Genomic DNA, 12,069 nt, shown 5'->3' with positions numbered 1-12,069 from the left:
GCCCGACGGCGCGGCGGTCGTCGTCCCGGCCCGGAGCGCGGCTCCGCCGGTAGCGTCGCCGTACCCGACCGAGGAGGCTCGCGTGGCGACCAGGTGGACCGTGACGATCGACTGCGCGCGACCGGTGGAACTGGCCGCGTTCTGGGCTCTGGCACTGGGCTACGCGGAGCGCCCGCCGCCCGCCGGGTTCGGCAGCCGGCAGGAGTGGTTCGCCCGTCACGGCGTCCCGGAGGAGGAGTGGGACGACGGCGCGTACCTCAGCGATCCGGACGGAGCGGGGCCCGACATCTCCTTCCTGCGGGTTCCGGAGCCGAAGGTGACGAAGAACCGGCTGCACCTCGACCTGCAGGTCGGCGGCGGCCGGGAGACGCCCTGGGCGCAACGGTGGCCGCGCGTGGTGGCGGCGGCCGAGCGGCTGACCGCCGCCGGCGCCTCCGTGATCAGCGAGGAGGTCCTGGACGGCAGGCCCGATCACATCGTGATGGCGGACCCGGAAGGCAACGAGTTCTGTCTGCTCTGAACGCGGAGGGTGCCCGGCGCGCCTCTCCCGGCGCGGACGACGGGACCGGTGACCCGCACCGCGCACCGCTCTCGGCCTGACGACCCGGGTGCGGCCGCCGGCGCCTCACGCCAGGGACAGAAACAGCTTCTCCAGCCGGGCGCGCATCTGGTCGACGCCCTCGCCGTTCTTCCGGCCGGTCTCCACGTCGGTCAGGCACTGCTGGAGGCCGGTGGCGATGATGGCGAAACCCGCCCGGTCCAGGGCGCGTGAGGCCGCCGCGAGCTGGGTGACGACCTCCTCGCAGTCGCGTCCCTCCTCGATCATCCGGATCACCCCGGCGATCTGGCCCTGGGCGCGACGCAGCCGGTTCAGCACCGCCTTCAGTTCCGCACCCGCGAGCTCCATGTCCACGGCGACTCCTCGATCGACCCATACCCGGAGGGGTACTGTACGTCCCGATTCGGGCCGGAGTCGAACGTGGGTGGCCGTCTGTCGCGTCGCGGCCTGGGGAGACGAGAGGAAAGGCGGGAGGAAGGCGGCAGGAAAGGCGCGGCGCTCAGACCTTCCCCGCCGCGAACTCAGACCTTCTCCGCCGCGAACGAGGCCGCCGCGTCGGCGTCGGCGGTGTAGCCGAGGTGCGCCGCCACGTCGCCTCCGCCGCTCTCGCAGACGGGGTCGCCCTTGGCGCAGAAGTCGATCGTACGGCTCTGGTAGGTGCCGGTGACGCTTCGGCCGAGGGCCCGGATCGGGTTTCCGAACAGCAGCACCGCGGCGACCCTCGGTTCGAGTGCCGCGGGGATCGTCGCCACGATGGGGCTGCCGACGACCGCGCCGTCACTGCTGATTCCCAGCGAGTTGTCGACGACGTTCGCGCCCTGCGAGTAACCGACCAGAATGAAACGCTGCCCGGGGCAGGACGCCGCCTGCGCCCTCACATGGTTCACCAGGTCCGCGTTCCCCCGGGCGGCCGACGCCGGGGAAAGGTCGGCGGGATAGTTCACGGCGTAGCCGGACAGGTTCTCGCCGCTCAGCTTTTTCCGCAGAGCGGAGAACACGGGGTCGCCCACTATGACGCCGAGCGTGCCGGGCTCGAAGGTGCCGCGTGCCGCCACGACGTCGATGTCCGAGCAGGTGGCGGCCGATGCGGTGGACACGGGGAGGGTGGCCAGGCCGGTCCCGCCGACGGCCACTGAGAGCGCGGCGAGACACAGACGGATTCGGCGATGACGCATGGGGGATCCTTTGCGGGTGGGGCGGCGCTCGACGCGCCTGCGGAAAAGGATGACCCGAAGGTATTCGCCTTTCCTGGCGGGGTGTTATGAACGGGAATTCAGAAATTCCGCCGCTCATTGTTCCGTCGTGAGTGACGGTGTGCAGCGCAGTGCGAGGATCAGGTCCAGGCGGGTTCCGGGGTCGTGCAGGGATTCCCCGAAGAGTTTCTCCAGCTGGCGCAGGCGGTAGCGGACCGTCTGCGGGTGGACGTGCAGACGGGCGGCGACGTCGGGGACGTTGCTGCCGCTGAGCAGCCAGGCCAGCAGTGTCTCGGCCAGCCGGGCGCGCTGTCCCTCCGAGGCGGCCTCCAGGGGGGCGAGAGCCCGCGCGGTGAGGTGGTCGAGCAGCGGCTCGTCGCTGTGGAGCAGCAGGGTCGAGAGGTGGTCGGCACAGCGGATCACGCCCTGCCGGGGCAGGACCCCGCGGCCCATCAGACCCAGCGCCCGTGCCGCCCAGCGCAGCGACCGCGCGGCCTCGGCGAGCGGGACCGTCGGACCGATCGCCGCCGGACGGCCGCCCAGGCCCAGGGCGAGCGCCCGGCCGCCGAACCGTCCGGAGCCCTCCGGATCCGGCACCAGCAGCCGCGGCGGCCGGGACTCCAGGTCCACCAGCGCCCCCGGCATGGCGGGAAGCCGACCCTCGAAGCACGCGTCCGCGGAGGCGGCCAGCGCCACCACGGCCACGTGCCGCGGCACCCGCCACCGCGCCGCGTGCGCCAGGTCCCGCACCGTCTCCGGCGACACCGGCCCCCCGTCCAGCAGCAGGCCGAGCAGCCGCCTGCGGCGCCGGTCCAGCTCGTGCGCGCTGCGCGCCTGCGCCTCCGCGTACCCGGCGGCGGCCGCCTCCGCGACCTCGTGCACCGTCCGGAACGCCAGTTCACCCAGTGCCGCCACGGCCGCCGTCTCCAGACCGAGCTCCTCCGCCGTACGGCTCATCAGCCGCCAGGCGTGCAGACCTCCCACCCGCAGCGCCGACTGCAGCGCGTCCAGGCTGCGGCCCTCGAGAGCCTCGCCGCGGCCCAGTCCGTAGTACGTCGCCGCGATCGCCGCCCCCTGGCCGCAGGGGTCGGCGATGTGGTCGACGAACAGCGTGAGCGCCTGGACCACCCCGGCCCGCAGGTTGCGGTGGTAGGTGCTGCCGGCGGGCCGCGCGTACTCGGGGACCTGCCGGCGCACCTCCTCCTCCACCTCGTCGGCGACCCGCTCGAGCCGGGCGAACAGCAGCTCGGCCAGCTCGGGGGGAACCGCGGGGGCGCCGCGATCGCCGCGCGGGGTGGGGACGGCCACGACGGACACTCCTTTCCCCCGGAGCCGGCTCGCCCACGGGCCGGCGCCCATGGGACGGGGGGAACGCCCTGGGTCTGACGGGCGTCCCCTGCGCTCCGTTCCGTGCCCCGGCTGCACCGACATCACTCCCGCAACCCCAGCGCACCGGCGAGCATCGGCCACGAGGCGGCGAACTCGCCCTTCCAGTACGCCCAGCTGTGTCCTCCTCCCGGGTAGAAGTGCGTGGTGACCGGGATGCCGAGCAGGTCGAGGGTGCCGGTGAAGCGGTGCGCGGACGGCCACAGCAGACTCTCGAGCGCCTCCGGCAGCCAGTCGCCGAGGCCCCCGGCGACACCGCTGCCGCTGGAGACGTACAGCGCGGTGCCGCGCAGCCCGGTGGCGCGGGCCCGCGGGTTGAAGTCGTGCCAGACGAGCAGGTCGAGCAGCGGGCTGCCCCACAGCGAGTGGGGCGCGAGGTTCTCGCGGGCCACGATCGCCTCCACCAGGGCCGGTACGCCGAGGGCCGTGGTGTCGAGGATGCCGCTGTAGGAGGCCGCGGCGGCGAACGCCCCCGGATGGCGGGCCGCGTGCGCCATCGCGCCGTAGCCCCCGGTGGACACGCCCGCGACGGCCCGCACACCGGAGGCACGGTAGTCGCGGGCGAGCAGCGCCGGGACCTCCTGGACCTGGAAGGTCTCGTAGTCCGGGCCGCTGCGCCAGACGGAGGGGATGCCGGTCGGGCCCGCGTCCGGCATGGCCACGATCAGGTCGAGGCCGTCGGTGAAGGCCTCGATGTCCGTCTCCCGGGTCCACGACGTGTAGTCGTCGTGGGCGCCGTGCAGGAGGTAGAGGACGGGGTAGGTGCGGCCGGGCACGGTGTCGAAGTCCGACGGCAGGATCAGCCGCACCGGCGCGCTGCGGCCCAGCGCGGCCGAGGCCACGGACACGTCGAAGGTGCGCGCGCCGACCTGGCTGACGGCCCGGGCCCGGCCGGCCGCCGTGATGCCGAACAGGGCGGCCAGCCCCGTGACGGCCGCTGCCCCGGTGACGGTACGCCGGGGGATTCCGGCGGTGCTGTGCGGCATGGTGGCTCCTCAGTCCGGTTCGGAGTCCGGCCGGGCGGTGGTGTCCGGCGGGGCGAGCAGCCGCCGCAGATGCGCGGCGATCTCGTCGACGTGCGGCGGGTCGAGCAGCGAGAGGTGGTGCCCCGGGACCGGCACGACGCTCAGCCGTGGACACACCTCGTCCCAGCCGAGGGCGTCGTCGTCCCGCTCGTACGCCGGGTCCCGCACGGTGTGCGGAGCCGGCTGTGCGGCCCGGTAGAGCACCACGCGGCCGTCGTAGCGGCCCGGGCGGTGCGCCTCACCGCATCTCAGGTCCAGGTAGGAGGCCCGCTGGTGCTCCAGCGCGGCGGGCGGCACGTCGACGGCCGCGCGCACGGCCCGCAGCACGCGCTCGATGCGCTCGTGGTCGTCGTCCACCGCCACGAGCTCGTCGTACGGCAGCCCCAGTTCGACTCCGTACGTGTCGGCGACGTACCCGGCGAAGCCCGTGAGGTGCGCGCGGACGCGGTCGGCCGCCGTGCGGCCAGGCCGGGGGAGGGGCCGTACGGAGTCGATCAGCGCGACCAGCTCCACCGCCCGTCCGGCGGCGGTGAGCTGCCGTGCCGTCTCCTGGGCGAGGAAGCCGCCGAAGGACCAGCCGCCCAGCACGCAGGGGCCGTCGGCGTGCGCGGCCGCGATCGCCTCGGTGTAGCGGCGCGCCTTCTGCCGCACGGTAGGGGCGTCCTCGAGCCGCTCGAGTCCGTACACCGGCCGGTCACCGCCGAGCCGTTCGGCGAGCGCGCGGTAGACGGAGGCGGGCCCGCCCGCCGCGTGGAAGAGGAACAGCGGCGGCCGCGTGCCGCCGGTGCGCAGGGCCAGCAGGGGGAAGGACGCCGCCCGGTCGATCCGTTCCGCCACCTCGCCGACCGTGGCCGCGCCGAACAACGCGCGCAGCGGCAGTTCGACGGTGAACTCCCGCTCCAGGGCGGTGCGGACGCGGACGGCCATCAGGGAGTCGAGACCCAGGTCGCTCAGCGCCGTCGCGGGCGTGACACGGGCCGGCGGGTGGCCGGTGACGGCCGCGATGTGCCGGCTCACGCGGGCGGCGACCGAATCCTCCGGCACCGGCGCGGCGGGTGCCGTCCAGCGTTGCGTGGCGGGCGCGGTGACCGGGGCACGGCCGTCCGTCCACCAGTGGCGCGTGTGCCGCCAGCGCGGTACGGGCAGGTCGACGACCCGGCCCGGCGGCAGGGCGGGAGCCAGGCCCGCCGCGTACAGGGCGCCGGACTCCCGCAGGAACCCGGCCGCGCCGTCGGCGTCCCGGCGCAGCGTGCCCACCACCGCCGCACCAGGCACCGTGTCGCCGACGGACCGGCCCAGCACCGGGTGCGGCGAGACCTCGACGAAGGCGGTGTGGCCGTCCTCCGCGGCCGCCGCGAGGGCCCGGTCCAGACGCACGGGCCGGCGCAGGTTGGCGGCCCAGTGCGCGGCGTCGAAGACGCAGTCGCCGCGCGGGTCGTCGAGCACGGTGGAGTAGACGGGGACGCGCGGGTGCCCGCCCCGTACGTCCGCCAGGGCCTCGGTCAGCTCCGGCAGGAGCGGATCCACCTGCGCACTGTGCCCGGCTCCGGCGACCCGCATGGCGCGGGCGGCACGGCCCTGCTCCGCCAGCCGCCGCACCAGCCGCGCGACCCCCGCCTCGTCGCCGGTGACGACCTTCTGCCGGGGCGAGGAGTGCACGGCCACCCGCACACCGGGGAAGTCCCGCTCCAGCGCGGCCAGTTCACCGTCGTCCAGGTCGACGACGGCCATCGCCCCGCCCCGCAGCCCGCCGAGCAGCCGCGCCCGTACGGCGACCACCCGTGCCGCGTCCGGCACCTCCAGCGCGCCCGCGCAGACGGCGGCGGCCACCTCGCCCATGGAGTGACCGACGACGGCAGCGGGCTCGACGCCGTGCGCACGCCACAGCTCGGCGAGGGCCAACTGGATCCCGAACAGCATCGGTTGGGCGACCTCGAGGCGATCGAGATCACCGCCGCGGGCCAGCTGCTCGTGGAAGGAGAACCCGAACGCGTCGGCGGCCTGTGCGTCCACCTTCTCCACGGCGGCGGCGAAGGCGGGCTCCTCGGCCAGCAGCCGGCGTCCCATGCCGGGCCACTGGCTGCCGTACCCGGAGAACACCCACACCGGGCCCCGCCCGACGAGGTCGCGGTCACCGGTCAGGACCCGCGCGTGCGGACGGCCCCGCGCCAACGCCTCCAGCCCCTCGGCCAGTTCCTCCCCGCCCCGGGCCACGACGGCCGCTCGGACGGGCCCGCGCCCCGCCCGTCCCGCGAGCGTACGGGCCACGTCCACCGCGCGGGCGGTGCTCCCCTCGGGCGTGCGCAGCCAGGCCGCGAGCCGCCGCGCGGTGTCCCGGACCCGCTCGGTGCCGACGTCGGACAGCACATGGAGCCGGGCCGCGGGTTCCTCGGCCGGTGGTGGCGGCAGGAGGCCGGGGCGCCATTCCTCCAGTACCGCATGGGCGTTGGTGCCGCCGAAGCCGAAAGCCGACACCCCGGCCACGGCGGTGCCGCCGTAGCGGGGCCACGGCTCGGGCTCGGTCACCACGCGCAGCCGCGGATCCTCCAGGGCGCTGCCGCGGGCACAGTGCAGCGACGGCGGGATGCGGTCGTGGTGGAGCGCGAGGACCGTCTTCACCAGGCCGGCGATACCCGCGGCGGACTCCAGGTGGCCGAGGTTGCCCTTCACGGAGCCGAGCAGCAGCGGCTGTTCGGGATCGCGGCCGGCACCCAGCACGGCACCGAGGGCGCCCGCCTCGATCGGGTCGCCGAGCGGGGTGCCGGTGCCGTGGGCCTCGACGTGGTCGGTCCGCGCCGGGGCCAGCCCGGCCCGTGCGTAGGCGGTCCGCAACAGGGCCTGCTGCGCGGCCGGGTTGGGCGCCAGCAGGCCGTTGGAACGCCCGTCCGAGTTGACGGCGGTGGCGCGGACGACGGCGAGGACCCGGTCGCCGTCCCGTTCGGCGTCGGACAGCCGCTTCAGCAGGACGGCCGCGCACCCCTCCCCGCGCCCGATGCCGTCGGCCGCCGCCGAGAAGGGCTTGCAGCGCCCGTCCGGCGCGAGCACACCCGCCCGTGCGAACGCGACGCCGACGGCGGGCGACAGCAGCAGGTTGACCCCGGCGGCGATCGCCGCGTCGCTCTCACCCGTGCGCAGGCTGACGCAGGCGTGGTGCACCGCGACCAGCGAGGACGAGCAGGCGGTGTCGACGGCCATGCTGGGCCCGCGGGTGTCGAGGACGTACGCCAGCCGTCCCGCGGTCACGCCGAGCGCCGCGCCCGCCGGGGCCCACGGGTCCACGGCGTCCGGGTCGGCACCGGTGAGCTGACCGTACTCCGGGGCCGAGACGCCGACGAAGACCCCCGTGGACGTACCGGCGAGCGAGGAGGCCGGAACGGCTGCGTGCTCCAGCGTCTCGCGGACGACCTCCAGAAGGATCCGCTGCTGCGGGTCCAGCACGGCGGCCTCACGGGGTGTGACGTGGAAGAACTCGGCGTCGAAGCCCGCGATGTCGTCGAGGAAGCCGCCGTACGCGGGCGCCTCGGCGGGTGGGAAGGCCGTGAAGTCCCCCCATCTGTCCCCGGGTACACGTCCGACCGCGTCCACCCCTTCCTCCAGCAGCCGCCAGTAGTCGGCCGGTCCGTGCACCCCACCGGGCAGCCGGCAGCCGACCCCGACGACCGCGACCGGTTCGCCGGGCACGGCCGGGGGAGGGGACGTGACCGCGGCGGGGGCCGGTCGCGCCGCCGTGGCGCACAGGTGCGCCACCAGCGCGTCACCGGTGGGCGCTTCCCACAGCAGCGTCGCCGGCAGCTCCCGGCCCGTCAGCAGGGACAGCTCCCCGGCCAGCACGACCGCGTCCCGCGACGACATGCCGAGGTCCGCCAGCGGACGGTCCATCGGGACCCGGCCCACCGGGACGCCGTGCCACGCGGCCACCCGCCGCGCGACCAGGCGGCGCACCGCGCTCTCGTCGACCGCCCTCATCCCGCGGTCCCCGCGGGGTAGGCGCCCTCCAGGTACCGGGCGCGGGTCAGCGCCCGCGCCACCTTGCCGCTGGAGGTCCGCGGCACGGTGCCCGGGGCGACCAGCACGACGTCGGCGAGGCGCAGTCCGTGCCGCACGGACACGGCCGCGCGCACGGACCTCACCAGGGCCGGTACGTCGATGTCGGCGAGGCTCAGGGCCCGCGTGTGCTCGGCGACGACCACCACCCGCTCGCCCGCGCCGCCGGGCACGGAGAAGGCCGCCAGCCGGTCGCGCCGCACGGCCGGATCGGCCTCCTGCGCGGTGGCCTCCACGTCCTGCGGATAGTGGTTGCGGCCGTCGACGACGATGAGGTCCTTCAGCCGGCCGGTGACGACCAACTGCCCGTCGAGCACCGTGCCGAGGTCGCCCGTGCGCAGCCAGCCGCCGCCCGGGGCGTCCTCGCCCGCGTCCCCGTCCGTCTCCTCGCAGGCCGTGGCGCCGAAGACGCGCCGCGTCTGCGGCTCGTTGCGCCAGTAGCCGCGCCCCACGTTGGGCCCCCGTACCCAGATCTCCCCGACCTCCCCCTCGGCCAGGACGGAGCGGGAGACGGGATCGACGATGCGTACCCGCTGGCCCGCGGGGGCCCCGCACCCCGCCAGCAGTACGGCCCTTGGATCGTCCGGCCGCGCGGCGAGTGCCTTGCCGGAGGCGAGCGCGTCACGGTCGAGGGCGAACCGGGCGACGGGATCGCCGGGCCGGGCCGCACTGACGAAGACGGTGGCCTCCGCGAGACCGTACGAGGGACAGTGCGCCCCGGCGGGCAGCCCCCGCGCGGCGAACGCGGCGTGGAAGCGCTCGGCGGTGCCGGGCCGCACCGGTTCGCTGCCGTTGATCAGCGCGGCGACGCCGTCCAGCCTGAGGTCCGCCTTCTGCGCCTCGGTGACGGCGGAGGCGCAGTAGTCGTAGGCGAAGTTCGGTGCGGCGCTCACCGCCCCCGGATGCGCCGTGAGCAGCCGCAGCCAGCGCGCCGGTTCGTGCAGGAACGCGGCCGGGTCCATGAGGACCGACAGCAGCCCCCGTACGACAGGAGCCGCGACGCTCAGCACCAGCCCCATGTCGTGGTAGAGCGGCAGCCAGCCCACGCAGGTCACCGGGTGCGTGTCCGCGCCGTAGGCGGTGAGCGCCTGGCGGGCGTTGGCGACGACGTTGGCGTGGGTGATCTCCACGCCCGCCGGGGCGCGGGTGGAGCCGGAGGTGTACTGCAGATAGGCGGTCGCGTCGGCGTCCCGAGCGGGCGGCCGCCGGTCCCGGGCGGCGGCGTCGGGCACCTCGTCCACCGCTACGACCGGCACCCGCCCGCGCCCGCAGAAGTCCCGGACCTCCTCCAGGGGGCCGCTCGTGGTCAGCACGGCCGCGGGACGCGCGTCGGCCAGCACCCCGGCGAGCCGGTCCGCGTGCCCGGGCAGACCGGGCGGATAGAGGGGCACGGCGACCAGCCCGGCCGCCAGGGCGGCGAGAAAGCCCGTGACGTACTCCGTCCCCTGCGGGCACAGCAGCGCGACGCGCGCCCCCGGCTCGGCCTGCTCGCCGAGCCGGGCGGCCAGCGCCCGCACCCGTACGTCCAGACGCTTCCAGGTCAGCGTGCGGTGCACTCCGCGCGAGCCGGCGGAGGGATGGTCGACGAAGGTGAACGCCCTGCGGTCAGGGACGGTCTCGGCCCAGTGCCGCACGTACTCGGGCAGAGTCCGGCACACGGGCGCGAGCGGGGGGCGGCGGCTTTCCATACGGGCGTGGCTCCTCACGTCGCGGGTTCGGCCGGCGGTTCGGGCGGTCCGGCCGGCGGGCGGTGCGGTTTCGGACGGCGGGCGGTGGCGGTAGGGGTCGGGCCGGGTCGGACGGCAGGGGATGCGCGGTGGCCGGCAGGGAGGGCGCTGCGGGCGCGGCAGGCGGGGGAGGCGCGGGTCAGAGAGGGATGTTGCCGTGCCGGCGCTCCGGCATGGGGGCGCGCTTGCCGCGCAGGGCGCGCAGCGCGCGGCCGATGTGCGCACGGGTGTCACGCGGGGCGATCACGGCGTCGACATACCCGCGTTCCGCGGCGGGGTACGGCGTCCCGTGCGTGCTCTCGTACCCGGCGACGAGACGGGCGCGCAGCGCCTCGGGGTCGGTGGCTGCGGCGAGTTCGCGCCGGTGCAGCACGCCCACGGCCCCCTCCGCGCCCATCACCGCGATACGCGCGGTGGGCCAGGCCAGGTTGACGTCCGCGCCGAGGTGCTTGGAGCCCATCACCGCGTACCCGCCGCCGTAGGCCTTGCGCACGACCACGGTGACCTTCGGAACCGTCGCCTCGGCGTACGCGTACAGCAGCTTGGCGCCGCGCCGGATGATGCCGGCCTGTTCCTGCCGCACTCCGGACAGATAGCCGGGCACGTCGGCGAAGGTCAGCAGCGGTATGCCGAACGCGTCGCAGAACCGCACGAACCGCGCCGCCTTCTCGGAGGCGTCGATGTCCAGGACGCCGGCCGCGTGCAGCGGCTGATTGGCGACGATCCCCACACTGGCACCCTCGATCCGGGCCAGCGCGCAGACGATGTTCGGCGCGAACAGCTCCTGGACGTACAGGAGTTCACCGTCGTCCACGACCGACCGCAGGACGGCGCGCATGTCATAGGCCTGTCCGGTCCGGTCCGGCACGACATGGTCGAGCGGATCACCGTCGGGGGCGGACCCGGGAGCGTACCGCGGCGGCCGCTCGAGGTTGTTGGCGGGCAGATACGACAGCAGGTCGCGTACGGCGTCGAGGGCGTCCTCCTCGTCGGCGGCGAGGAAGTGGGCGTTGCCGTTGACGGCGTTGCTGATGCGGGCGCCGCCCAGGTCCTCGGCGGTGGTGCGCTCTCCGGTGACCGCCTCGATGACGTCGGGGCCGGTGACGAACATGTGCGAGGCGCCGTCCACCATCACCGTGAAGTCGGTGATGGCCGGCGAGTAGGCGGCGCCGCCCGCGCACGGCCCGAGGATGACGGAGATCTGCGGGATCACTCCGGACGCCCGCACGTTGCGGCGCACCAGCTCCGCGTAGAGGGCGAGCGAGGCGACGCCCTCCTGGATACGGGCGCCGCCGGAGTCGTTGAGCCCGACGACCGGACAGCCCGTCTTCAGCGCCAGGTCCATCAGGGCGACGGTCTTCTCACCGAAGGCCTCGCCCATGCTGCCGCCGAAGACCGTGGAGTCCTGCGCGAACACGCAGACCGGCCGCCCGTCGACCGTGCCGTACCCGGTGACGACCCCGTCGCCGTAGGGGCGCCGGGCGCCCTCCGCCGTGGCCCGTGCCCGTACGAACATCCCGGTCTCGCAGAAGGAGCCCTCGTCGAGCAGCCGCCCGATCCGCTCCCGCGCGCCGAGCGCACCACGTCGTCTCGGCGCTCTCGCGGCCACCGCCCGGGCCCGGCGGTGTTCCAGGTCGGCCATGCGCCCGACGGTGCTGTCCGGTGCGGTCGGTGTCGCTCCAGCCGTCATCGCAGCCGTCGCCGTGGTCCGGGATGTTGTCGCCTCACGCGTCACAGCCACCTCCGAAGTTGCTTCCGAATATGGCAGCGGGGCGGAAGTGTGTATGGCCGGTAGCCGTTCTGTGTGCGGGAGTTGAGTCCCGCGGGACGGCGGTTGCTCCGGAGGTGACAACGACCGGGTGTTTCGGTCGTCTCGGCCGTGGGCGGTCAGGGCGGTCAGGGCGGTCAGGGCGGTCAGGGCGGTCCGGGCGGTCCGGGCGGGACGGGCGGGACGGCGCGGGCGGCGCACCGCGTCGTGGTTGATCGACGTGCGCGTCCTGGTCGTGGACGGCGACGGCAGCGGCGGTGCCGGCGGCGGTCTCGCGGCCTGCGGCATCGCCACGGATCGATCGGGCAACGGCTGCCGGTGTGCGCCTCTGCCGCCGTCGGCGTCATTCTTCGCGACACGAGCGCGT

The 12,069-nt window shown here is 75.2% G+C and carries 8 protein-coding genes; 1 reads left to right on the top strand and 7 read right to left on the bottom strand.

Annotated features, from left to right (window positions below; translation table 11 throughout):
* Positions 1-82 precede the first annotated feature (82 nt).
* Positions 83-520, top strand: a complete 438-nt coding sequence (locus tag ACJ9NR_RS05200; protein ID WP_412489514.1) for a VOC family protein — start codon at positions 83-85, stop codon at positions 518-520.
* 105 nt (positions 521-625) lie between these two features.
* Here ACJ9NR_RS05200 and ACJ9NR_RS05195 read toward each other — a convergent pair whose 3' ends face one another.
* From ACJ9NR_RS05195 to ACJ9NR_RS05165, 7 genes are all read right to left on the bottom strand, one after another.
* The gene (locus tag ACJ9NR_RS05195; protein ID WP_412489515.1) at positions 626-913 is read right to left on the bottom strand and encodes a metal-sensitive transcriptional regulator; all 288 of its coding nucleotides are present in this window, start codon (positions 911-913) and stop codon (positions 626-628) included.
* A 167-nt stretch (positions 914-1,080) separates the two neighbouring features.
* On the bottom strand, positions 1,081-1,734 hold the full coding sequence (locus tag ACJ9NR_RS05190) for a cutinase family protein (RefSeq protein WP_412489516.1): 654 nt from the start codon (positions 1,732-1,734) through the stop codon (positions 1,081-1,083).
* A 114-nt stretch (positions 1,735-1,848) separates the two neighbouring features.
* Positions 1,849-3,060, bottom strand: coding sequence for a PucR family transcriptional regulator (locus ACJ9NR_RS05185; RefSeq protein WP_412489517.1), 1,212 nt, complete (start codon positions 3,058-3,060; stop codon positions 1,849-1,851).
* Positions 3,061-3,182: 122 nt separating this feature from the next.
* Complete coding sequence (locus ACJ9NR_RS05180) at positions 3,183-4,124, bottom strand: alpha/beta hydrolase (RefSeq protein ID WP_412489518.1); 942 nt, start codon at positions 4,122-4,124, stop codon at positions 3,183-3,185.
* Positions 4,125-4,133: 9 nt separating this feature from the next.
* The gene (locus ACJ9NR_RS05175; protein WP_412489519.1) at positions 4,134-8,129 is read right to left on the bottom strand and encodes an acyltransferase domain-containing protein; all 3,996 of its coding nucleotides are present in this window, start codon (positions 8,127-8,129) and stop codon (positions 4,134-4,136) included.
* Complete coding sequence (locus tag ACJ9NR_RS05170; protein ID WP_412489520.1) at positions 8,126-9,895, bottom strand: fatty acyl-AMP ligase; 1,770 nt, start codon at positions 9,893-9,895, stop codon at positions 8,126-8,128. Before ACJ9NR_RS05170 ends, ACJ9NR_RS05175 begins: the two co-directional genes overlap by 4 nt.
* A gap of 178 nt (positions 9,896-10,073) precedes the next feature.
* Entirely contained in the window at positions 10,074-11,624 is a 1,551-nt protein-coding gene (locus tag ACJ9NR_RS05165; RefSeq protein ID WP_412489521.1) for an acyl-CoA carboxylase subunit beta, read from the bottom strand.
* Between the last annotated feature and the right edge of the window lie 445 nt (positions 11,625-12,069).

The organism is Streptomyces sediminimaris (assembly GCF_047049295.1).
Classification (GTDB): domain Bacteria; phylum Actinomycetota; class Actinomycetes; order Streptomycetales; family Streptomycetaceae; genus Streptomyces; species Streptomyces sediminimaris.
The sequence above is the reverse complement of the archived record's forward strand: the minus strand, read 5'-3'. Positions and strand labels throughout refer to the sequence as shown.

Bases quoted from the DNA above. Each gene is read 5' to 3' on its own strand.
- ACJ9NR_RS05175 (WP_412489519.1), bottom strand. From the start codon at position 8,129: ATGAGGGCGGTCGACGAGAGCGCGGTGCGCCGCCTGGTCGCGCGGCGG.
- ACJ9NR_RS05165 (WP_412489521.1), bottom strand. From the start codon at position 11,624: ATGACGGCTGGAGCGACACCGACCGCACCGGACAGCACCGTCGGGCGC.
- ACJ9NR_RS05170 (WP_412489520.1), bottom strand. From the start codon at position 9,895: ATGGAAAGCCGCCGCCCCCCGCTCGCGCCCGTGTGCCGGACTCTGCCC.
- ACJ9NR_RS05190 (WP_412489516.1), bottom strand. From the start codon at position 1,734: ATGCGTCATCGCCGAATCCGTCTGTGTCTCGCCGCGCTCTCAGTGGCC.
- ACJ9NR_RS05180 (WP_412489518.1), bottom strand. From the start codon at position 4,124: ATGCCGCACAGCACCGCCGGAATCCCCCGGCGTACCGTCACCGGGGCA.